Here is a 24,413-nt window from a genome sequence, read left to right as displayed (position 1 = left end):
TTTCTGATCTCTTAGTGGGTTGGATGTAAGTTCTTTGTTGGTATCGTCCCCAAAATATTAAGCGCCTGCCGAAATCCTGTCGCCAGTGTCAAAGCCGGACCGCGGCCGTAATAATGCAGAAAAATAATTCTTGGATTTTCTCCAAACATATGGTTATGTAAGGCCACAACTTCAAGATTATTTTCACGAAGGACTTTGATAACAGCGTTTACTTCACCTTCAAGCATTGCAATGTCTCCAGCTATATGCGCACTTTCTTTATCTCCGGCAAAACTTGCCCAGGAATTTAGACCGATGGCTGATGTCATTTCAGCGCCCATGGCTATCACCGAAAGATCATCTCTGCCTACTGTGTATTTGTAGGTTGGACCATTTACTATGCCGGTATATTTTACAGCGCCATCAAGCGTAGAAAGGTCGAATAAATCTTTAGCTGTAACTGCCGGTAGTGAGGCAGGAGCGGGTTGATTTTTAGGTGATATTTTAGCATCTTTTATCGTTGAAGCAAATTTTTTAGCAAGATCCTCCGGTGTTCCCATGCCATGAAGATGCATGTAGAAAATACGCGGCTGCTCATAGAAAAAATGGTTGTGGATTGCCCCGATTTCAAGGCCACTAGCCTGAGCAGCTGAGATTAAAGGATTGACCTCCTCTTCCAATAGGACGGTATCACTCATCAGTACGGCCGATTTTCCATCGACTGTTTTCTTAATCGAGACCCATCCCCCGAAACCGAAAGGAATCGGCACTGGCTCTCCTTTTATCGTCAATTTAAGATCATTACGCGGTAGTGGTGTAGTGTGCACGGACTGGCCTTCATTGTAATTTCCCTTTTTGCCAATAGCTGTTTCAATGGCCGAAATTTCTTCTTTAGTCAGCGGCGGTGTTTTGGCGGAAAGATTTTTGGCGATCGAATATTTAAGGCCAAGCAGCTGGACCGTGCCTGCCAGTCCGCTTGCAAGCAGCCAATTTCTCCTTGAAAAAATTGTGTCTTTACTCATATCATTATTGGTGGTTGCTTTATGAAGTACAATACTAACCTGCCTCCGCACCAAATGATAGAATGAAAATGACGATTTGTACAGAAATTACTTTTTAGGCAAACTTTTCCTGTAATCAGACGGGTTTTGCCCTGTATGGGCTTTGAAAATCCGGTTGAAATGACTTTGGTCCGAGAATCCGGTCAGATAGGCAACCTCAGATAAGGTGTGATCCGGATTTGCCAAAAGATCAATTGCCTTCTCAATCCGGAGTTTACGGATGTATTCTCCGAAAGAAAGATTACTGAAATATTTGGAAAACTCCCTGGATACATAGGATGGATGAATCTGCAAGCCTTCTGAAATTTCTTTCAGGCTCAAACTAAGGTTTGTATCAATCTGGTCCTGTATAATTTCCTTAAGCTCTTTTGCCCATTTAGGCGTTTTAAGGTTTTCAGATTTTTGTTTATCCAGATAAGTGTTAAAAACCGCTAGCAGCAGTTTTTCGGAAGGGCTCTGTGTATGTTTTTGTTTTTGAAGATTTTTAGCCCAGCTATAAAGCGCGTCGTAAATCAGCATTCCCTTTTCTAACAACTCATGATCGTCCGTAATGTTGTATGCAAGACCGGACGAAATAGCCCATAGTCCGGAGGATTGGCTGGCAAGCGAATGATCATCGGTATCAGCGCCACGGATGATTACGGCCATATCTTTTAAAGCCTGGTCTTCCAGTTCATACCTTTCAAGAAAAAAATCGAAGGTGCAGCGGTCTTCATAATGGGTGAACTCTGTGTCGGGAATATCAAAAGGAGTTGCGTCCAGTTCCCGCGCTTTCACCCGGACCTGATCGAAAGGAACATAATAGATCTTCGCTTCCGGATCAATGAACCTTTTAATCAGCCAAGGGCAGGCAATGCGGTCAATTTTTGGGCGTTCGCGGGTGATCCAGTTCATTTGATACCAATTATTACGATTTACGTTAGCCATGTTATCATTCAATGCAAAGTAACAATCACTTTGGCAGCGGTTACATAGATTTGCAAAATTATAGATAAAGCTGGGTTCATTGATCGGTTTTACCAAAGGATCAGAATGAAATTTGGCCGCCTTCTCAAATAAGCATGAGGCGATTCGAATCTCATTCTTTCTCATGCCTATTTTTTCATTAAGTCATGTGATGGTTGTTTTTCTGTTAATCTGTACTACATATTATTATTCCTTAACTATGGAAATGCTGGGCGTGATAGCTGATCTGGTTGGATTTCTTGGCTCCGGGTGAGTAATCAGCTCTCACCAGACATTCGCCACAGTAATAAATGAAATAGGTATAAAATATTCTGATTTCAGATATCACAGTGCCGGTTAAGATTTAAAAGTTGCTGACAAACACCCTTCGGCAGTGATCGAAGAATTGGATAATCGTAGAAGTTTGTTGGCCAAATGGAGTTGAGAAATCGTTCTTTTAAATTTTCTTCATCAGCTATTTTGATCAATTGATGATACGTCAATTTACCGTGCTAGGTATTGGAAACCGATTTTTTATTTTGGCGCTGGAAAATTCCGTATTTCACCGTTGAGCCTTGGAAAAGATTCGAGATAGTCGCCGTTACCGGTTTCACGAGGATCTTTGGTTGCCAGCTGGTATGTTGTCAGCTTGGTTCTTAAACTACTGATCTGCTGTCTGTACTTTTTGTTGCGGATAAGATTTTTAAGACAGGCCGGATCGCTGAGAATGTCGTAGAACTCTTCTGCTGGCCGCTTATCGGTTGCCAAATGGAAGTAGGGTGCAATATTTGGATCCTTCCATTGCCTGATGACGATGTTATCGGTAGACTCATCTATATCGTGAAAAGCGGTGTTAGGCGCCTCCAGATTTCCGTTTGCATCAAATTTTTGGGGATCGCCGGCGGGCCATCTTTCCGGTTTATAGTTTTTAATAAACAAATATTGCCTGGTCCGAATACTACGCTGTGGATAGCCGAGATTATTATAGCGTGAGGAAGAATGCCGTTCGCGTGATGAAAAAACGGCATCACGGATGTTGGTCCCGTATTTCAGTAAGGGTATTAAGCTCCTGCTTTCAGTGGCATAGGGTGGCATAGCGGCCCTTCCAACGTCAAGAAAAGTTGCATAAACATCGATCAGGCTTACCACATTATTAGCTGTAACTCCTTTTCGAATATGATTCCCCCAGCGGATCGCCAAAGGCACATGTATTCCATACTCATATACATTAGCTTTGGCACGGGGAAACGACATGCCATTGTCAGCGGTAACAACAATCAGGGTATTATCAAGCTCGCCCGAGTGTTCTAACTGTGCTAGCACTTTTCCCAGTTGCGTATCAAACCATTGTATTTCAAAAAGATAATCAAGAATATCGCTTCGCACTTCCGGCACATCAGGCAGAAACAACGGGACTTTTGCGTTTTTGATATCAAAACCATTGGCGGCTCCTATTCCTTTTTTGTAAGTCCGGTGGGGTTCGTGGGTACCCAGCCAGAAAAAGAAGGGCTTACCTTTTTCTTTTTTATCATAAAAATCTTTAAAATTTTCTGCATAATCAATATCAGAAATACCTTCCGGACTTTTTTGCTTTTTCTCCAAAAACGCATCTCCGGCAGGGTTCCTGTATCTGCCGGAAGCTTTGAAATCACCCGGTGCCCATCCTTTCCCAGTGTATCCGACTTGATAGCCAGCTTTTTCCAATAAGTCAGGAAATACCACAAATTCAGTTGGAAAACTGCTGGCGTGTGTTCCGGCTTCTTTAATCTGCCAACAATTCAGGCCTGTCAAAATTGCGGCCCGTGATGGACTGCATCCTGGGGAGGCTGCAAAGGCATTGCTGAAAAGTATTCCTTCCCTGGCGACTCGGTCAAAATTAGGTGTTCTTGCAGCTTTATCCCCATAAGCTCCTGCGTAGGGATACGATTGATCATCAGCAATTACAAAAAGGATATTAGGCTTTTTATCTGGTTTTTTTCTGGCAGGGATTTGAGAAACCAGAGTAAAGCCAAATATAAACACAGATGTTAAAATATAAACTGCTTTATTGCCGTTCCGCATAATCCAATGTCTAGAAATCACGATTAACAAATTTTAAGTACATACTATCTATAATTTCGTTTTTTACCTTAGGGTTTTATTCTACGGCAAATGTTTTACCACCGTGTGATAATATGCAAAAAGACCAATAATGGCTCAGCAATATTATAAATAACTTGGTTATATGATTGATATTAATTTCTTTGTCTACCAACTTAATAGAATAATTTCTTTTAACCACTAAAAGGAAAGAATATCATAATCTGTAATGCTGAAAATAATGATTCTTTCCATCCTTTCGAAACAGTCGCTTCGTATAAAAACGTAGCTTTCTCTGACATCCAGGTCACTTTATAAAGAATTATTGTTGAAACGGTATTATTCTGGATTGATAAGTGCCCTTCGCACATTACTGATGAAAGCATCTATGGATATTAAAGCTATACTGACCAGGGCATAGAGATCAATCGACTAGTTCTGTTGCCAATCATGACATATTTCTAATTTCGTATACAAGAATGGGTTCGCGCATTGTCTGTTATTTATTTGTCTTATTTCGACCTTAATCACCAAGTCGCAAGATCTCTTAAATTGGCCACAAGGACCATATCGCTGGCATTTTTTATGTTCATTTCTAAACAGAATTACTATGAAAAGATAACAATCCTTGCTGTGGCAAGCTGTCTCACTATTTGACGTAATAGGAAAAGGCTTATTTATAAATGTAATCCAAATAATACCAGGTCAAATGAAAATAATCCCTACCAAAAGAATAGCCGGAATGTTATATTTTACCCTTCTAATAACATGAAGCTTGTCTGCACATTACAGCCCAACATCTGCTTTGAGGAAAATAAGGCGTTCTGCAAAATCAGAAGAAAAGCGTGGAGGATATAGGTTACGTTTGATACCGGAGTAAGTAAGTTTTTAAAAGTGCTGATATAATTGAAGATCTTATTGCCCCGACTTTATGCGTTTCTATATTCTTCTGTAAACCATCAATGGAGGTAATGAAGAAATTTTGCATCTTAAACTGCATAGTAACGCGCAGTCATCATCGGTGCTTGCCTCAGTCGGCCAAACTAATGCTTCATCTTTCGTTTTGTCCGACAATCCATGGATAACTTCGGCCATTTTGATCTTCGGAGAAGTCTGAGCTAATTCCGACTCAGTGATTTTCTTGTATGCGTAATTACCATGCATACCCAGGTAGCCAACATCATTTGGATGGTCAACCGGAGTAGAAGAAAACCCAAGGAGCGTAGAAGCTGCCGGGAATATCTGTTTTTTCAATAAGGTGAATGAGTACTTGCTCTGCACTTGAATTTGCACGCCGTTCCCTAAAAGAGGGAAATGTTTTAGGATTCGTTAATGAGCTTACCTGCGGCTTCAATCTGATAGGACTTTAAAACAACGCGTAGGCAGTAATAACGATGCTTTCCCATTTTTTTAAGATTGCTTATAAATCAATGCCTGCTGCATCCTTGGTGATGTCAGGCAGGAATGGCCAGGGCTTCCGGGACCGGGCAGTACAAAATGCTTTTGCTCCAATCCACGGAATTTCATCAGTGTTACCAACATTAATCCCATTTGTAACCGAATAGTCCTTCCCGTCAAAACAGTTTTCCAGAAAAACATCGCTTATTATTGCGCTGATATGATTATATTACTCGGGAAAATTGTATTTCTAATCGACGTCTATTAAAGTTTGTTGGTTGTATCCGGATTTTCAGGCAGTGCCTGATATGAATTTTTTATACTGCTTAGCAATCTTTTGATCCAAAATAAACTAATTGGGCATCATCTGCCTACTATTGGGCTTGGTACGTAATTTATAAGAATGTCCATCAAGCCCATTTTTGCCATCAGTATTATCCCACAGGATTCTCGCCGATATAACCCGGACTCCATACAATTGATAATTTAATCCTTGATTTAATGTCGAAAGAATCAACAGAATTCCCAATCTCAAACTTTGTTAGCGTGCGGGGTGCCAAAGAAAATAACCTCAAAAATGTTGATCTGATCATTCCAAGGGGCGCACTGGTGGTATTCACGGGTGTTTCCGGGTCGGGAAAATCTTCGCTTGCTTTCGGAACCCTGTATGCAGAAGCGCAGCGCCGTTACCTTGAATCTGTTTCTCCATATGCAAGACGGCTTTTTAATCAAATGGCCATTCCCCAAGTCGAAAGCATCGATGGTCTTCCGCCCGCTATCGCCTTACAACAGCAGCGGGGAGCGGCTAGCACACGTTCTTCGGTTGGCAGTGTAACTACGCTTTCCAATCTGATCAGGATGCTATATTCCAGGGCGGGAGATTATCCTCACGGTCAGTCCATCATCTATGCTGAGTCCTTTTCACCGAACCGGCCGGAGGGTGCCTGCCCGGAATGTCACGGCCTGGGAGTCGTTTATCAGGTAACAGAGAAATCCATGGTGCCCGATGATTCACTCTCGATCCGGGAAAAAGCCATAGCTGCGTGGCCAACAGCGTGGCAGGGGCAGAACCTGCGGGAAATATTGATGACACTTGGTTATGACGTGGACATTCCATGGCGTGATTTGCCAAAGAAGGACAGGGAATGGATCCTGTTTACGGAGGAGCAGCCTGTCGTTCCGGTTTATTCAGGACTTTCGGCGGCGCAGGTTCGACAAGCCATTGAACGCAAAATGGAGCCCAGCTACATGGGGACTTTTACCGGTGTCAAACGCTATGTAATGCAGACATTCGCAAATTCCCAAAGCCAGGCGATGAAAAAGCGTGTGTCAAAATTTATGCTGAGCGCAGCGTGTCCGGTTTGCCATGGAAAGCGCCTTCGCGCTGAACCGCTGTCTGTGAAATTTGCGGGGATGGATATTGCCGAAATTTACCGTTTGGATATTAAGGGCCTGCACAGGATTATCTCCTCATCTTTGAGCACTGCAAGTAAAGGGTCAGACCAGGTTCGTCCCGAAAAAGTATTGGTTCGTCAACGGATAGGGGATGATCTTATATCGCGTCTGAATGTACTTATCGATCTGGGACTTGGGTATTTGACTTTGGAAAGGAGTACACCGACACTTTCGCCGGGTGAGTTGCAGCGCCTGAGGCTGGGGACGCAAATACACTCTAATCTTTTTGGTGTTGTGTATGTGCTTGATGAGCCGTCCGCAGGTCTTCATCCGGCTGATACGCAATCTTTGCTCAGGGCACTTGATCGACTAAAAGCAGCAGGTAATTCGCTTTTTGTCGTTGAACATGAGGTTGAAATTATACGCCATGCCGACTGGATTGTGGATGTCGGACCCGGAGCGGGCGAAAAGGGCGGCGAAATACTTTATAGCGGCCCGTTTGACGGACTGGAAAAAATTGAAAGATCCGTCACAAAAAAATATCTGTTTAATGCAGAGTCGAAGCAAAGGGTTGATAGGAAGCCAACCGGGTGGCTGAAGATAAAAGATGTATCGCGCAACAATCTAAAAAATGTTGACGCTGATTTTCCATTAGGCGTACTCACCAGTGTTACAGGCATATCAGGTTCAGGCAAAAGTAGTTTGATCAGTCAGGTCCTTGTCGAGCTTGTTTCAGAAAAACTAGGACAAAGGGTAGCCAACGAGGAAGTACAGGAGGATAATCTGCTAAGTACAGAAAAAGTACAAACAACGAGTGGGTATATTGCCGAAGGTATGGATCAGGTTCGCAGACTAATTCCGGTAGATCAGAAACCCATCGGGCGTACACCAAGATCAAATCTGGCAACTTATACGGGTTTGTTTGATCATGTCCGAAAATTATTTGCAGAAACAAAAATGGCAAGGGAAAGAAAATATGATGCCGGCCGTTTTTCCTTTAATGTCACAAAAGGCCGCTGTGCAAACTGTGAAGGAGAAGGTTTTGTGATGGTGGAGCTTTTATTTCTTCCAAGCGTCTATGCTCCCTGCCCGGTCTGCAAGGGGACCCGTTATAATGAAAAGACCCTGGAGGTTACCTATCACGACAAAAATATCGCTCAGGTATTGGCGCTTAATGTGGATGAGGCATTTGTTTTTTTTAAGTCTGAACCCCAGATCAACAGGGCGCTTGATGTTGTTCGTCAGGTAGGTCTTGGTTACCTGCGGCTGGGACAACCCGCTACCGAACTTTCAGGAGGGGAGGCTCAGCGGATTAAATTAGCGACCGAGTTGCAGAGGGCGCAACGTGGTGATACCTTGTATATTCTGGATGAACCCACCACAGGGCTACATCCTTCTGATGTTGAAAATTTACTTCTTCAGTTGAATAAATTAGTGGATCAGGGAAATACGGTCATTGTGATCGAACATGATATGCACGTTGTTGCTAGCAGCGACTGGGTCATTGACGTTGGTCCGGGAGCAGGAAACGAAGGGGGTAAAATAGTAGTCTGCGGTCCAGCGCCAAGTGTTGCTGCCGAGCCGGTAAGTGAAACGGGAAAATACCTTAAAGCTTATTTGAAGAAGACTAGTGAACATAAATGATAAAGTGAATTTTCGTTGATTATATAAATGAATCGGTTTGCCGGGCAGCAGCATCCAGCTTGGGTAGATATTCCTGCAAAGGTGAGGGTTTGAAACACTATAAATTCAATAATTGTCAAGTGGCCAGGCACCTAAACTCAGTTTTTATGTCTCAGCCGCACTAACGCAAAAATTATTGCAACGAAACAAGGTCTTGTCATCAGTTTCGTTTGTCAGTTTAAATTGTGGTTTGAAAATCAAGAAAGTCACAGATCTCAAAATGTCTGTGGCTTTCTTGTCTAAGTTATGGCACTGATGATTTCGTTTAGTTCATAACCGGTAGATCACCGTTAATCCATTGTGTTGGACCATTAATTTTATTTTTTTCGCGGATGAATTAAAAACCATACATTCCACCCGAAACAGAAAGTTGCTCCCCTGTAATCCAGGCTGCATCATCGGAAGCCAGAAATACAGCAGCTTTCGCAATATCTTCCGGCTGACCTCTGCGACCAAGCGGTGTTTTTTCGATAAACATTTTTTCATACTCACTACCTGCGGTAACACCGGCACTGGCTGCGCCTTCAGTATCCGTAGCTCCCGGCAAAATGGAATTGATACGAACTTTCTTTGCACCCAATTCTTTGGATAACGCAATGGTGAAAGCATCTAATGCTGCCTTAGTTGACGAGTAAAGTGAAGCATTCGAAAGCGGATATTTACTTGCTCCTGAGCTGATATTGATAACATTGCCGCCCTTACCGCCGAAAAGTTTTAAAGCTGCCTGGATAGTCAAGATTGGTCCTAAAACATTGACGTCAAAGCTTTGACGGAAAGCTTCTACCGATATTTGTTCGACAGGTGCATATCCCTGAGAAACTGCATTATTGACTAAAATATCCAACGAACCGAAAGCGTTCTTTGTTTCGTAAAACAACCTGGTTACATCTGCCTCATTGGATACATCGGCCTGAACTGCAATGGCTGTACCTCCATCATCGGTTATAGATTTCACTACTTGATCCGCTGCTTCTTTACTTGAAGCATAATTGACAACAACTTTTGCACCTTCTTTGGCAAATGCTTTTGCAATTCCTGCACCAATTCCTTTTGATGCACCTGTCACTATCGCTACTTTGTTTTCTAACTTACTCACTTTTTTATTTTTTAAGAATTATTACTGTATATCTCTGCTCACAGCAAAATCGCTTTGAAGTTTGCTATCATGGTTCATTAGTTGAATTTCACCAGGTCCTTAAAGATCAGTTGTCCCCAGGTGTTTCCGTGCGACTGCACAAGCAGTCCACCTTCCGAAATACCGCCAAGGTTGATTGGCGCAAAACCAAGATTGTAAGCCAAGGTACTAATCTGCGTTGCAGCGTTGTCATCGTCGCTCGCCAAGAATACGACTCGCCTGCCACCATGAACGGCCGGATCTTGTGCAAGTATGGCTGCACCCAAATGGTTGAACCCTTTAACCACTTTTCCACCTGTAAATGCCTGCGCTACAACCCTGGCAGAAGAGCGTCCTCCCAACTCATCAGAGGACATGGCGTAGGTGTTAGTTACATCAACAATGATCTTCCCCAGCCAGCTAGGTAGCGCTTTGGCGACATCCGGGTGAGACTCGAAACGTACAGCCAAAAAGATTACATCAGCTTTGACCGCTTCTGACAGGGTTGTGGGAATGATTGTTGATCCGATCGCGGCCGCATCGGCGGCAAAGCTTTCCGGGTCACGCGTGGTTGCAACGGATACCTCTATATCTTTGCGGGCAAATGCCCTGGCCAGGGCATGGCCGATCTTACCAAAGCCGAGAATGGCGTAGCTCGCTTCTTTATTTTCTGAATTCCTCATTTGAAAATTATTTAATTATTTAGCCAGATAGGTCATTCCGCCATCGACAAGGAGTTCGGCGCCAATCATAAACGATGAATCATCAGAAGCAAGGAAAACAGCAGTTTTGCCAATGTCAGATGGCTGCCCAATTCTGCCAATCGGCATTTCACTTGCAAAGTGTTTTTTTAAACCTTCAATTTGTTCTGAGGGAACAAACTTTTCAAATGCGGGTGTATCTGTTGTACCTGGGGTAATAACATTTGCTCTGATCTTCCTTTCTAATAGGTCACTTGAAAATCCTTTTGCAAAATGGATCACAGCGGCTTTTGCAGCCCCATAAAGTGAAAAATTCGGATATGCCCGATGTGCTGCATTTGACCCAATCAATATAATAGAGCCGCCATCATTCATATAGGGCAGTGCATTATGAACCGTGAAATAGACACTTTTCAGGTTTAAATCAATTGTTTTGTCAAAGTCGGTTTCACCAAGTGTAGATACAGTGCCAATAGCTCCACCACCCGCATTGGCAACAACCACGTCAACATTACCGAATTTTTCAGAGGTTTCTTTAAACACTCTTTCCAGATCCGCCAGATTGGTTACATCGGCATTTATGGCTATAAAATTACCGCCAAGCTGAGCCACAGCACTATCCAGAGTTTCCTGATTTCTTCCGACAATAGCTCCTACAGCACCTTCATTTTCAAATTCCTGGGCAATGCCAAACCCGATACCGCTATTACCACCCGTAATCACGGCTACTTTGTTATTTAATTTACTCATTATCAATCTATTTTAAATTTGTCTTGCAAAGGAAATCTAATTAGTTTAGTTTTGAAACCAAATTAGTTTATTCTGGTTACCATTGGGTAACTACAAATTTCTAGACATGAAAGACGAAAGATTTTGCAATTCGAACTGTCCCTTTACGAGAGCAATTGGCACTATTGGTAATAAGTGGAAGCCAATGATAATAAATGTAATGGGCACCCGCACCATTCGTTTTGGACAGTTGGATGCCATTGTACCACATATTTCAAGGAAAGTACTAACGGAACAGTTAAAAGAGCTGGAAGAGGATGGACTGTTGGAAAGGGTTGCCTATAAGGAATTACCACCAAGGGTAGAATATAAGTTATCTGAAAAAGGCTTAGCTTTTTTGCCAATCTTAGAAAGTATCAAAGAATGGAATCTGAAATATGAAGTAGCTACAATTTCTCACGAGACGCACTATCAATGGAGCAAACCTCCGCAAGATTGCTTATCCTAAAAAGACTGAAGTTAAAAGATTGGTAGCATGCGATTGTTTTCTTTTTTGACAATGGTTCGTGCGTATAAGAAAACGGCGATTTTTTTAAGAATTATAGTGGAGAACTCGAACAGCTTGGCCAACAGATTCTGCGGCAGGTCAGACATCGAAGATTATTTTGAAAAAAATGGAGAATGGCAAGATTCCAGCATCTGGTTTAGCAATTATCTGAATCTTTGATGTAGTATTATCGACAACCTTTTTAGCGTAGCATGCAGCATTCCGAAAAAATAAAAACAACCATCCTTTCTACTGCCATTCATCGTGGCGCAGAGAAAAGTACCTGCCCCTCTGAAATTGCACGCATGCTTTTTCCTGACGACTGGCGTGAGCATATGAAAGATGTACTCGCGGTCGCGATTGATTTGCATAACAAAGGTAGCGTAGTGATAACCCAAAAGGGAGAGCCTGTTGATGTTAAGCATTTCAAGGGGCCGGTCCGCATTAAAATTGTCTGAAACTAGACTATATCCGTACCACTTGCCCCAAGAGCGGAAATAGTCCTTTGGCAATCGCCGCTCCTCCCTGGACACTTAGAATGGATAAAAGAACAGCCGGAATTGGAGATATTTTTATTAATGATATTTTCATAAGAATTATAAGACATTCATATTAATTCCGAAATGTCAGGCTTGTGCTAATCAATTATTTGACAGGAATTACCAGTTTTATAACTACGTTCTTATACTTAAAGTTTTTCTTCGTTGCATTTATCCAAGGTATTATTCTCAGCTCTGACAATCCGTAAAAAACCTGATTTATAGATTACATTTTCTGTTAGCATAAGGCTGTGTAAATTTATGGGTAAAAGCAGACTTGATAATTATTATCAAGGTCTCTTACAAACCTGATTGAGGTTTTTTACCGTAAGACCTGACAGTATTAAATTTTAGACGATACATGGAAATATTTCCCATTGAGGAAGGAATATACAACGTTGATAAAGAAAAGAACTTGACAATATTAACGGAGGTAAATAAACCTGTTCCAGAATCGATACGAATGGCGGTCCGTCCGTTTTTGATCAAGTTGAAAAATGACGTTGTACTTTTGGATTGTGGTCTTGGAATCCGGAAACAAGGCAGTTTCATGATTACTTCTCTTTTAAAACAACACGGTATAGAAGCAAATCAGATAACGAAAATATTATTATCTCACCTTCATAAAGATCATGTTGAAGGTCTGGGCTATTTCCAGGACGGTTTATTTGTACAACATTTTCCAAACGCAAGTGTTTACGTAAACAGACAGGAATTAGAATATTCGCTGATGCAAAGAGGTAATCCATCTTACAATTACAATTTGCTTTTCCAATTATCTGTAATGCCGAACCTGCAAATCATGACTGAATTACAGGGTTATATCAATCCCGAAATATCGTTTGAGGTAGTTGGAGGCCATACGCCTTACCACCAGGCATTCTGGATTTCAGAAATGGATGAAACGATCTTTTATGGAGGAGACAATCTGCCTCAGGCACATTACCTTGATTTCCCTATAGCCTATAAAACTGATTATGACGGCAGAAAAGCCAGGGAGTTGAGGCAACTTTGGGAGCGGCAGGCGAAAAGTAATCATTGGAAAATTCTTCTGTATCATGACTTGATTCTTCCAAAGCTCACGTATTAGGTTCATTAAAAAGCGAACCGAAGAGTCGTCATTTCATGTCAGAAAAAATTCTATAATTATAGATTGAAATTCGTAATTCCAGGATTGAATTTTGCAAATACCAGGAGTCGATTTCGTGACAACTTTGTATGGCCGGGCATTAATATTTTAGAGTGACGGTATTCTTCATTTCATCAAAAAAATATTTAGATAATAATCAAAGAGAATCATGAAATTAACGGGAAACACAATCTTAATCACAGGAGGTACATCAGGCATAGGCCTCGCTTTTGCTGAGGAATTTCTAAAAGAAGGCAATAAAGTCATCATCACCGGCCGCAGGGAAGAAAAATTGAAAGAAATCAAAAATCGTTTACCGGAAATCATTGTCCGGTTATCTGATGTTTCAGATGCGGCGCAAAGAATTGAATTGGCTGATTGGATATTAAATAGCCATCCTGATACAAATATTTTGATCAATAATGCTGGTGTACAGTTAATTACAGATTTGACAAGTGAAATTGATCTCAACCGGGTTGGGACAGAAATCGAAACAAATTTTACCGCTCCTGTGCATTTAACCTCTTTGTTTGTAACCCATCTGAAAGGCAAAGAAAATGCATCAATAATTAATATCACTTCCGGACTAGCCTTTGTACCTATTGCAGCTATGGCGATTTATTGCGCTACAAAAGCTGCCATGCATTCCTTAACATTATCTCTTCGTTTTCAACTAAAAGATACTGGAATAAAAGTTTTTGAAATTGCGCCACCATCCGTAGATACAGAACTTGGGCATGACCGACGTGAAGATAAAACCCAGTCGCATGGAGGAATTCCGGTTTCAGAATTTATCGAAGGCGCAATGTTAGCTTTGAAAAATGATGAACTTGAAGCAGCAGTTGGCCAATCGGCTGGATTACGTGCAAAACGTGAGACTTTATTCGAGCAGATCAACAGTGGTTTTAACGCCTGATAACTAGAATCTTTTAGTCTTAACACTTTTGGAAAACTTCATAAAAGGTACTTGTAATTATTTTGCTGGTACCTTTTTATTGTCAATTCAAATTAATTCTTACCGATATTCCGGTTCGTAATCTTCTAAAATTTTGAAAGTGTGTTTATTGAATTCTGGTAATTCAATAAACAAGTTCTGTTTTTGGGTAAAAATCTTATTCTTTTGACTTATTTGATTGGAAAATAAAATTGAAATTCGGGCTAATTAAGCCAAAGAATCATCGTTTTATTTTAATTAGGAAGATTGATTTTATAACCCTTATTTTCACCGTGTTACTTCAAACTACTGAAACATTCTGGCTTTGGCAATTCTTGGGGAGGCTTCACCCGCTCATGGTCCATTTTCCGGTTGGTTTACTCTGCATTGCCCTGCTCTTAGAAATTATAGATTGGCGAGGTAAAAGCGGGAAACTAAAAGATGCTATCAATATTCTGGTTTGGGTTGGTGCAGGAAGTGCTGTGCTGGCAGTAGGTTTTGGCTGGCTTTTGGCAAGTGAAGGAGAATATGGCGGAGAGAGTCTTGAAATTCACCGGTGGTCGGGTATTGCCACAATGGTACTTTCGTTGGTAACTGCATTTTTAATCCGGTATAATAAAATTGCTGCCTTCCGTTCATTTTTATTCCTGACTGTTTTTGGAGTTTCATTTGCCGGACATTACGGAGCCATGCTGACACATGGAGACGATTATTTATCCAGTGTTCTTCCATTTGCAAAACCCCAAAAGCCTGACGCTGAGGAAGCTGATTTTGTTTTGACAAATAATGGTGCCTTAAATCCACAGCAGATCCAGGAGCTGAATGTTGAAGTCAGAACAATTCTGGCACACAACTGTTACAGCTGCCACGGAGAGCAAAAAATGAAAGGTGATTTAAGGCTGGACAGCAAGGATGGAATTATGAAAGGCGGTGAAGGCGGCGTTGTTGTAATCCCAAATCATCCCGACAAAAGTGAGCTGATTAGAAGAATATCACTGCCGGCGGGAGATAAGGACGCGATGCCGACAAAAGGAAAAAGATTGACAGAAAAGGAAGTGACGGTACTCAAATTCTGGATAGAAAAAGGTGCGCTCTGGCCTGACGGTAAAGAAAAGAGTATTTACCGTGTTGCCGCTTTGGAACCACGTTTGCCTGCTCTTCCGGCAGCAAGCGGAGATATCGTCCAGCCTATTGACAGGTTTGTCAATGTATATTTTCAAAAAAATAAAATTGAATGGAAACCAGTGGTTGATGACCGGGTTTATATCCGTCGTGTGTATCTGGATATAATCGGATTACTTCCGCCGCCAGAAAAAGTGGAAGCTTTTGTAGCGGATAAAAATCCTGAAAAAATAGCTGCACTAGCCAAAGAATTATTGAACAGAAATGATGATTACGCCCAACATTGGCTTTCATTCTGGAATGATGCGCTTAGAAATGACTATACCGGAACGGGTTATATCACAGGCGGGCGTTTTGATATCACCAAATGGCTATATACATCTTTGGAAGTAAACAAGCCTTACAACTGGTTCGTAAAGGAATTGATAAGTCCGGTTAAAGGTTCAGAAGGTTTTATAAAAGGAATAAAGTGGCGCGGAACAATTAATTCAAGTCAACGTACTGAAATGCAGGCTGCACAAAATGTTTCCCAGGTTTTGCTGGGGTTAAATTTGAAATGTGCATCCTGTCATGATAGTTTTATCAGTGACTGGAAATTGGCTGATTCCTATGCTTTTGCCAATATTTTTGCGGATACATTACTGGAAATAAACCGTTGCGACAAACCAATCGGAAAAATTGCCGGTACTAAAATCCTGTATCCTGAACTTGGTGAAATTACGGTGAATGCCAGCACTGAAAAACGTTTGCGCCAACTTGCTGATTATCTCGTCCAACCAAAAGATGGCCGGCTTTACAGGACGGTTGTGAACCGGATCTGGGCGCAGCTTCTGGGGCGTGGAATTGTCGAACCCGTTGATATGATGGATAATATGCCATGGAGCGAAGATCTTCTCGACTGGCTTGCTTCCGATTTTGAGAAAAACGGATACGATATGAAGAAACTGATTTTCGCCATTGTTACTTCAAAAACGTATCAGCTTCCGTCGTCATCTGTTAAAGAGCCGGGCGATATCATGGCGAACTCTTTTAAATTCACAGGTATGGTAAGAAGAAGATTGACTGCGGAACAATTCTCCGATGCGATCAGCACTTCTTTTAAACCGATGTATGCAGATTCGGCCATTGTTTTTAATCTTTTACCTGAAAAAATAAAAACAAAAATTCCATTTGCGCGTGCCGCTTTGGTTAAAAATGATCCTTTTCTTACTTCTTTGGGCAGACCAAATCGGGAAACGGTCAGTACAAGTCGTACTTCCCAGGCCAATTTGCTGCAAGCGCTGGAACTTACTAATGGAAATAAATTTACCCAGACTTTGAAAACCGGGGCAAAGGAATGGATTGTAAAATATCCGACTACCGATACTTTGGTAACAGCGCTTTATAAACGCGCGCTGGGAAGAAATCCTGTGCCAAAAGAATTGACAGCCGCCCGGAAAATCCTTGGGCCTAAACCAAGTGAAGAAGGGATTCAGGATCTTGTCTGGGCGCTGGCACTAGTGCCGGAATTTCAGTTAATTTATTGATATATTAATACTTGTCATAAATGATATAGGGTTTCAATATAAAATATCGTTAATAATAAAGGTGCGTCAAGCTAAATCCTAAACGCTAAAAGTTAAGACCTAAAAATGAAATCCACCTGGAACAGAAGAGAATTCCTGCAAAGAACCAGCGCTGCGACTTTGGCCGCTCTGGCCGCAGGTTCGCCGTTAGCAAACGTTTTGACAGGCTGTAAACCCGGAGCAAAATCCACCGCCGACACCGTTATTCTATTATGGATGGCTGGCGGCATGGCGCATACCGAAACTTTTGACCCCAAACTTTACACGCCTTACAAAACAGGTATGGAAGGCAACCGGGTACTAAGTACTTTTAAATCAATGCCGACTGTCCTGGATGGGATTCATTTTTCGGAAGGTCTGCAATCGATTGGAAAAGTAATGGACAAAGGAACTTTGATCCGTTCCTACACCGCCGCAGATATGGGTCATATCCTTCATTCACGTCATCAATATCACTGGCATACCTGTTATGAACCGCCTCAGACGGTTGCAGCACCACATTTGGGTTCATGGATTGCAAAAGAATTGGGTCCTAAAAATCCGGTAATTCCGGCTTTTATAGACATCGGACAGCGTTTTACTTTGGGAGAAGGAGAGGAACTGAAAGCATTCCATACCGCAGGGTTTCTTGGAAATGAATTTGGGCCCTTTTTTATTCCGGATCCAAGTCAGGGATTGGACAGTGTGCGTCCGCCGGTTGGTATGGATGCAAAACGTTTTGAAAGAAGAAACCAGCTTTATAATGAACTGATTAATAACAGTCCGGTGGGAGAGTTTGGCAGCGATTATCAGCGAGAATCATTGAAACGTTCCATGGAGCAAGCTTATGCTTTGTTGAATTCGCCGGAATCCAAAGCATTTGACCTGAGTACTGAGCCGAAGGAAAGTTATAATATTTACAACACCGGTAAATTTGGTTTGGGTTGTCTGCTTGCAAGAAGATTGACTGAACAAGGAGCCAGGTTTATCAGTGTTACTACTGAATATGAGCCATTTAAAGGATGGGATACACATGAAAATGGTAACACCCGGCTTGCTGACATGAAAAAACAAATCGATGGTCCGATTGCCCAATTAATCAAAGATCTGGACAAACAGGGATTGCTTGACAGAACAATGGTGGTTTTGGCCAGTGAATTCAGTCGGGATATGATGGTGGAGGGCAGTCCGGATTTGAAAGTACAGGAGCAGGTACCACAGCCGGATATTTTATCGGACATGAAATTTTACGGAATGCATCGTCATTTTACAGATGCAGGTTCCATGTTAATGTTTGGCGGAGGAATTAAAAAAGGCTTTGTTTATGGTAAAACAGCAGATGAGCGGCCTTGTAAAACCATAGAAAATCCTATTAAAATTGATGCCGTTCACCAAACTATTTATCACGCTTTGGGTATCGCAGAAGACACGCAATATGAAGTTGAAAAACGCCCGTTTTATACAACACCAGATGGAAAAGGTAAGGCTGTCATGGAACTTCTAACCTAGAATTTAATTGGAATTGTCTTTAAAATTATATTTAAGACAGAATTCAAAAGCGTAGATTATTTTGAAATGCAGCTTTGTGTTTGAAAATAATCTACGCTTTTGAATTATACCAGTTGTGTTATTTGAATTTTGAAAAATCTGTCAATCTTGACCATGCGATTAAATATTAAATTCCTTTTTTTACCGTTGCTGATAGCTTTTACCGCTCCTGTATTCAGCAAGAATTTTGATGACAAGAAAAAGGAAAAAGCCAATTCCGCCCCACGCATATTAAATATTGTCAACTTTATCAGACAATCCGAACCCCGGGACGAAGCGATCACGGAAACCGTTCTTCTTGAAACGACACATTTAGAAATGCAGCTTTTGGCAAAATACAAATTGCCGGGAACCTGGCTTATACAGTATGACGCGCTGATCAATCCCCGCTATCAAAAAATGTTAAAAGAAGAAATCGGAGCGGATTCGGAAGTTGGAGCCTGGTGGGAAATTACGCAGCCACATGTGGAAGCAGCGGGATTAAAATGGCGAGGAAGATATTCGTGGGACTGGCATGCCAATGTCGGATTCGCAACCGGATACAGTCCGGAGGAAAGAGAAAAACTGGTTGATGTTTATATGGCAAAATTTAAATCGATCTTTGGGAAATATCCAACGGCCGTAGGGTCATGGTTTATCGATTCGCATTCCCTTGCCTACATGTATGACAAGTACCATATTGTTGCATCCAGTAATTGCAAGGACCAGATCGGGACGGATGGTTATACACTTTGGGGAGGATACTGGAATCAGGCTTATTATCCAAGTCGCCTAAACGCATACATGCCCGCGCAAACAACTGCCGGACAAATTGGAGTTCCTATTTTCAGAATGTTGGGTAGTGATTCTATTTATCAGTACGACAGCGGTTTAGGAGATGGTTCATCAGGTGTAGAATCCCTCGAACCGGTCTATCCAAGAAGTGGGGCAAATCGTAAATGGGTTGAGTGGTTTTTGAAATCCATGGCTGAGGAGCCTTGTTTGTCTTTCGGGTATACACAGGCCGGACAGGAAAATTCTTTTACCTGGGCAAATATCAAGAAAGCGTTTGAAATGCAGATTCCGATCATCGATTCGCTGAAAAATGCAGGTAAGATTAATGTTGAAACTTTGTCAGAATCGGGAAGATGGTTTAAAAATAAATTCCCCTTAACGCCGGCAACGGCTGTAACTTCCCTGGCTGACTACCGCGAAGAAGGCAACAAGACGGTTTGGTATGACAGTCGTTTTTATCGTGCCAATTTGCTGTGGCAAGGGGAAAAGTTTCGGTTTCGGGACATACATTTATTTGACGAGAAATTTGAATCAACCTATTTAAGAAAAGCAGGGACTTCCACGCAGTGTATTTATAAAACACTTCCGATACTGGATGGTTATTCATGGAGTACCAAAACAAATCTGGCAGGTTTGAGAATTGTGAAAATAGGAGCAGATGGAAAAGCGGTTGAAATTCCTTGCGGAAATCCTGTCGTCACCGAAAAAGCTGCCAATGTCTTGCAGGTTGTTTGCACAGCGCCATCAGGTGAAAAATTTCAAATCGTATTTTATGAAGACCGTTTTGAAGTAGATTGTGATACAAAAAATAAAAACTTCAAATGGGCACTTGAATTTAAATCGGCACCAGGTATTGAGCTGCCATTCAAAATGATATCAGCAAACCTGATTCAGGCGACTTCAAATAATAATTTTGCTTACAGCATCGTAGCCAAAACCGGCTCGTTCAAGAAAGGCGCTTCATCTGACTCTTATGTTTTCAGAATTCAGCCAATCAATAATCAGTTGGTAATCAATTGTAATAACAAAGAAAGATAATATTGCTGGTCCTGTTCAGGTGGAAATCAGGATTGGTTTCAGATTAAATACCAAAGGCAATTTTAGGCGTCTTTGGTATTTGAGTTTATATTAGTTACTCAAAACAAATCTTTCTGAATTGAAGAGATCGTCAGCACAACCCGTTTTCAGAGTAACAATCTTTGAATTACAACCCTCATTTTATGCGATCGACTAAAATCGGGATCAGTTAAAGTATTTTATGTATTAGTTGATTAAATTTTATAAAAGCTAAGCTTTAATTTCGTGAAGTTCCAGATCTTTTTTGAGCATTCTGATCAGGTCATTCATTGGCTTATTTGAACCCGTGACACGAGAAACCATCATTGCGCCTTCCAGGGTTGTGAATAATTTCAACGCAAAATCTTGTGCATCAAGCGTATCCGAAAATTCTTTATTGGTAATTCCGCTGTTTATGATTTCGGTCAGCATTGTTCGCGTGCCCTCAATAATATCTTTTACTTTTTTCTTAACAACCGAACTTGTATCGTCAGATTCCACGCCAAAATTTAAAATCGGACAGCCACCTTCTATGTACGATGCCAAAGGATTTTTGTAAACATTCATGAAAGCGAAAAGCTTGCCTTTGGCTGTTTTCTCCTTGCCAATTTCCGAAATTACTCTGTCAGAAAGTTTCCCCAACAGAAAATCGACCATCGTATATGCAATTTCCTCTTTACTGTTAAAATGGCCGTAAAGGCCGCCTTTTGCCATTTTCGTAGCTGCCAAAACATCGTCTATCGTGGTTCCGGCAATTCCTTTTTCATTAAAAATAGGCGCTGCCGTCTCGATAATAAATTGCCTTGTTCTTTCTGCTTTTTTCATAGCCGTATAGTAAATTTCAATATAAAAATAGACTAAAAAGTCTAATGGCAAAAATTAATTTAGAACAAAAAAATCCGGTCAAACTTTGAAGGTATGACCGGATTTGAAAATTATGGCTGCTATTTTTTCCCAATGGCTCTTTTTATCTCTTCACACATTTTTTTGATCCTGACATAAGAAGATTTGCTGTTTTCATTTTTGTTGATTTTGACCAAAACTTCACCTGGTGAATATTCAAGGTCAAATTTGGTCTTGTCTTCCAGAGTGGTTGTTACATCAATTTCATTAGCATCGGAAGAGATCGTGGTGGGCGCAATATTTACATTGATTATTTTCACAATCTCATCCATCTTCTTTTCGTCGAAATAAGCTGTGAATCGATACTCGTCATCGGAGTCTTTGACAGAAATTTTTACATCACCTGAATGTTTGCAGGATGATAGTATGCTTAAAGTAAGCATTAATAGTAAATATCTAATTTTCATGGCTAAAATTAATAATGTTTAACAAGGTACTATGCAATATACAGTACTTGTTAAAATTTTGTCCAGACAATACATGAACGGAAAAATATCGGGATGAATGAAAGAAGTCGGGTGCAGATTGTCCAACTGAACCGGCAAATTGTATAAGTGTAACTAATTTTCGGCACGTACTTTTGTGCTCTTATTTAGAATGAGTCTATTTATTTATAATAGAGCGAGTTAAAAATAAGTTTTCCGTTTGACTGTGGGAAGGCCGGTTTGAAGCTACTATCAGTTAAACTTCTATAATTTATTTTACCTAACAAATAAAATCATGACGTGACCGCTACTATAAATCCCCTCTATCCTAATAATTAAAAAACCGGATGGCTGCAACCACCCGGCTCATTGCGCAAAAGCGCAATGCTTATAAACGCTGAACATTTTAAAGCAATGCAAATTAGTAAAATTCTGCATACAGGGATACTTTGTGCCCTTTCAATCATAACTTTTGCCCAAAAATCTCCGGTAACGATTTCGGGTCATGTCAAATCTGCTGATGGCGAACTTTTGCCAGGTGCCGCAGTTGCGCTAAAAGGAACCTCTTTTGGCACATTTACCGCTGCTGACGGAAAATATAATTTCGAAAAAGTTAAACCAGGCGCTTACCAGCTCACGGTTTCTTTTATGGGTTATCTGGCTCAGTCAAAACAGATTACTGTAAAAGAAGGTGAGCAGCCAAAAATCAATTTTCATCTTGAATCTGATACGAAAGAACTGGAATCTGTTTCCGTTATCGGTCGGAGAGAAACAAAGGAAATTAATCGTCAGGCTTATAACGTAACGGCGATAGACGCCAAAAAACTTCAAAATTCAACACTCGATTTGTCACATGCACTTGATCGTGTTTCGGGCGTACGCGTTAGAGAAAGTGGTGGTGTCGGTTCTAACATGAACTTTTCTCTTAACGGATTTACCGGCCGACAGGTAAAATTCTTCCTGGACGGTGTTCCGATGGACAATTTCGGTTCATCTTTTCAGCTCAATAATATTCCGATCAATCTTGCTGAAAGGGTGGAGGTTTACAAAGGTGTCGTACCAATCTGGCTTGGTTCGGATGCTCTTGGCGGGGCTGTGAATATTGTCACAAATACAAAACAGAACAGTTATCTGGACGCATCGTATTCTTACGGATCGTTTAATACGCACCGTACCGCAATTAATGCCGGATATACTGCCAAAAATGGTTTTACTGCTCAGCTCAACGTGTTTCAGAATTTTTCAAACAATAATTACTGGATCAATGTGGACGTGGCCGACGTCAATACAGGTGAGTATTTCCGAGACCAGCGACTAAGAAGATTCCATGATACCTATCATAATGAAACGCTGATTGCGAATGTCGGCGTAGTTGGTAAAAAGTTTGCGGACAAGCTTTTGGTCGGGATAACATTGGGCCAAAATAAAGCTGAAATACAAACCGGCGCGCGCATGGTAAGTGTTTTTGGAAAATGGCACCGAAGAGGAAACATTGTGATGCCCAGCCTGAAATATCAAAAGAAAGATCTTTTTTTTAAAGGTTTGAATTTCAATCTTTCTGCAAATTATAATCTGGGGCAGGAACAAAACATTGACACCGTATATCGTCGTTACAACTGGTTTCAGCAATTCAAGCAATATGAAGGGCTGGGAAGCGAACGCGAAAGATCTCTGTACAAATTCAGAAATAATAACGGTCTGGCTACGGCGAATTTGAGCTACCAGATTGATGAGCGCCATTCTATCACAATAAACAACGTTTACAATACCTTCAACCGGAAAGGAAAAGACGAACTTTTTCCCGATGCCGACAAGTATGAACAGCCGCGTATTAATACTAAAAACGTTCTCGGTCTGGGTTATAAATTTGATTATAGCGACCGATGGAATACCTCCGTTTTTGTAAAGCAATTCTCCCAGCATAATAAGTTTTCGGTTTCCTACAATCCAAGTGGAAACTGGGGAGATGTGGCATACATGGATCAGAAAAACAGTTTTAGCAAACTGGGTTATGGAGTGGCGTCGACTTATTTTCTTTACAAAAATCTGCAATTAAAAGGCTCATTTGAAAAGAGTTACCGCTTGCCGGAAACAGATGAACTTTTCGGAGACCTGTTAAATCTGGAAGGAAATATTGACCTGAAACCGGAAACCAGTAATAACTACAATTTGGGATTCAGCTATCAGGGAAACATTAATAAAATCCACCGGTTTAGCATCGACGCCAATGTTTTATACCGTGATGCCCAGGGTTTTATCCGTCCAAAATTAAATGCCAACCAGACAAAACAGGTTATGGACAACCTTGCCGATGTTACCAATTTCGGTGTCGATGGTGAAGTGCGGTATTCTTTCCGACAATTGTTTACAGCAGGTGTCAATCTTACTTATCAGGATCTACGGAATAATACAAAATTTGAAGACGGCTACACCACAGAAAGTCCGCTTTACCGCGACCGGATTCCTAATATGCCATTCATGTTCGGAAACGCGGATGCGGCACTTTTCCTGAAAGATTTTGGCAAGAAAGGAAACACGCTGACTTTAGGTTACAATCTGCTTTATGTCCACGCTTACTACCTGTACTGGCCAAGTCTGGGAAGCGACAAACTGGACATTCCACGACAATTAAGCCATGATGTCAACATTGTTTATGCCATGGCAAATGGAAAGTATAACGTCGCTTTGGAATGTAAAAATATGCTCGACAGCAAGTTATACGACAATTTCAGTCTTCAAAAACCAAGCCGTGGTTTCTACGTTAAGCTTCGATACTTTATCAGCAAATAAATAATAATTAATTCAATA

The 24,413-nt window shown here is 41.2% G+C and carries 18 protein-coding genes; 9 read left to right on the top strand and 9 right to left on the bottom strand.

Going from position 1 to position 24,413, the window contains the following annotated elements; all coding sequences use genetic code 11:
- Positions 1-11: 11 nt before the first annotated feature.
- The 4 genes from IEE83_RS15215 to IEE83_RS15195 all read right to left on the bottom strand — a co-directional run bounded on the left by IEE83_RS15215 (position 12) and on the right by IEE83_RS15195 (position 5,318).
- The gene (locus IEE83_RS15215) at positions 12-1,001 is read right to left on the bottom strand and encodes a DUF1259 domain-containing protein (protein WP_194121397.1); all 990 of its coding nucleotides are present in this window, start codon (positions 999-1,001) and stop codon (positions 12-14) included.
- A gap of 87 nt (positions 1,002-1,088) precedes the next feature.
- Positions 1,089-1,934 (bottom strand): chromate resistance protein ChrB domain-containing protein, encoded by an 846-nt coding sequence (locus IEE83_RS15210; protein ID WP_194121396.1) that lies wholly within the window; start codon positions 1,932-1,934, stop codon positions 1,089-1,091.
- 585 nt (positions 1,935-2,519) lie between these two features.
- Complete coding sequence (locus IEE83_RS15205) at positions 2,520-4,046, bottom strand: sulfatase family protein (RefSeq protein WP_194121395.1); 1,527 nt, start codon at positions 4,044-4,046, stop codon at positions 2,520-2,522.
- 957 nt (positions 4,047-5,003) lie between these two features.
- A complete protein-coding gene (locus tag IEE83_RS15195; RefSeq protein ID WP_194121393.1) occupies positions 5,004-5,318 on the bottom strand; it encodes a hypothetical protein in 315 nt (104 codons plus the stop codon).
- Between the two features lie 645 nt (positions 5,319-5,963).
- Between IEE83_RS15195 and uvrA the strand changes: the two genes are divergently transcribed.
- Positions 5,964-8,501, top strand: a complete 2,538-nt coding sequence (uvrA, locus tag IEE83_RS15190; protein WP_194121392.1) for an excinuclease ABC subunit UvrA — start codon at positions 5,964-5,966, stop codon at positions 8,499-8,501.
- A 376-nt stretch (positions 8,502-8,877) separates the two neighbouring features.
- Here the strand turns inward: uvrA and IEE83_RS15185 are convergent, their stop codons facing one another.
- The 3 genes from IEE83_RS15185 to IEE83_RS15175 all read right to left on the bottom strand — a co-directional run bounded on the left by IEE83_RS15185 (position 8,878) and on the right by IEE83_RS15175 (position 11,105).
- On the bottom strand, positions 8,878-9,636 hold the full coding sequence (locus IEE83_RS15185; RefSeq protein ID WP_194121391.1) for an SDR family NAD(P)-dependent oxidoreductase: 759 nt from the start codon (positions 9,634-9,636) through the stop codon (positions 8,878-8,880).
- Positions 9,637-9,713: 77 nt separating this feature from the next.
- A complete protein-coding gene (locus IEE83_RS15180; protein ID WP_194121390.1) occupies positions 9,714-10,337 on the bottom strand; it encodes an NADPH-dependent F420 reductase in 624 nt (207 codons plus the stop codon).
- Between the two features lie 15 nt (positions 10,338-10,352).
- Positions 10,353-11,105, bottom strand: a complete 753-nt coding sequence (locus tag IEE83_RS15175) for an SDR family NAD(P)-dependent oxidoreductase (RefSeq protein WP_194121389.1) — start codon at positions 11,103-11,105, stop codon at positions 10,353-10,355.
- Positions 11,106-11,211: 106 nt separating this feature from the next.
- Here IEE83_RS15175 and IEE83_RS15170 point away from each other — a divergent pair, with 106 nt between their 5' ends.
- From IEE83_RS15170 to IEE83_RS15140, 7 genes are all read left to right on the top strand, one after another.
- Entirely contained in the window at positions 11,212-11,592 is a 381-nt protein-coding gene (locus tag IEE83_RS15170) for a winged helix-turn-helix transcriptional regulator (protein WP_194121388.1), read from the top strand.
- 251 nt (positions 11,593-11,843) lie between these two features.
- Positions 11,844-12,089, top strand: coding sequence for a DUF3253 domain-containing protein (locus IEE83_RS15165; protein WP_194121387.1), 246 nt, complete (start codon positions 11,844-11,846; stop codon positions 12,087-12,089).
- Positions 12,090-12,531: 442 nt separating this feature from the next.
- Positions 12,532-13,260 carry an MBL fold metallo-hydrolase gene (locus IEE83_RS15160; protein WP_194121386.1) on the top strand — a complete coding sequence of 243 codons (729 nt, stop codon included), beginning with the start codon at positions 12,532-12,534 and terminating at the stop codon, positions 13,258-13,260.
- Between the two features lie 208 nt (positions 13,261-13,468).
- A complete protein-coding gene (locus IEE83_RS15155) occupies positions 13,469-14,215 on the top strand; it encodes an SDR family oxidoreductase (protein ID WP_194121385.1) in 747 nt (248 codons plus the stop codon).
- Between the two features lie 374 nt (positions 14,216-14,589).
- A complete protein-coding gene (locus IEE83_RS15150; RefSeq protein ID WP_194123420.1) occupies positions 14,590-16,881 on the top strand; it encodes a DUF1549 domain-containing protein in 2,292 nt (763 codons plus the stop codon).
- 105 nt (positions 16,882-16,986) lie between these two features.
- On the top strand, positions 16,987-18,408 hold the full coding sequence (locus IEE83_RS15145; RefSeq protein ID WP_194121384.1) for a DUF1501 domain-containing protein: 1,422 nt from the start codon (positions 16,987-16,989) through the stop codon (positions 18,406-18,408).
- 153 nt (positions 18,409-18,561) lie between these two features.
- The gene (locus tag IEE83_RS15140; protein ID WP_228101823.1) at positions 18,562-20,259 is read left to right on the top strand and encodes a hypothetical protein; all 1,698 of its coding nucleotides are present in this window, start codon (positions 18,562-18,564) and stop codon (positions 20,257-20,259) included.
- Between the two features lie 249 nt (positions 20,260-20,508).
- Here IEE83_RS15140 and IEE83_RS15135 read toward each other — a convergent pair whose 3' ends face one another.
- Complete coding sequence (locus IEE83_RS15135) at positions 20,509-21,102, bottom strand: TetR/AcrR family transcriptional regulator (RefSeq protein WP_194121383.1); 594 nt, start codon at positions 21,100-21,102, stop codon at positions 20,509-20,511.
- 119 nt (positions 21,103-21,221) lie between these two features.
- On the bottom strand, positions 21,222-21,587 hold the full coding sequence (locus IEE83_RS15130) for a hypothetical protein (RefSeq protein WP_194121382.1): 366 nt from the start codon (positions 21,585-21,587) through the stop codon (positions 21,222-21,224).
- Between the two features lie 432 nt (positions 21,588-22,019).
- Here IEE83_RS15130 and IEE83_RS15125 point away from each other — a divergent pair, with 432 nt between their 5' ends.
- On the top strand, positions 22,020-24,395 hold the full coding sequence (locus IEE83_RS15125; protein ID WP_194121381.1) for a TonB-dependent receptor: 2,376 nt from the start codon (positions 22,020-22,022) through the stop codon (positions 24,393-24,395).
- Positions 24,396-24,413 lie beyond the last annotated feature (18 nt).

This window comes from Dyadobacter subterraneus (assembly GCF_015221875.1).
Taxonomy (GTDB): domain Bacteria; phylum Bacteroidota; class Bacteroidia; order Cytophagales; family Spirosomataceae; genus Dyadobacter; species Dyadobacter subterraneus.
The sequence above is the reverse complement of the archived record's forward strand: the minus strand, read 5'-3'. Positions and strand labels throughout refer to the sequence as shown.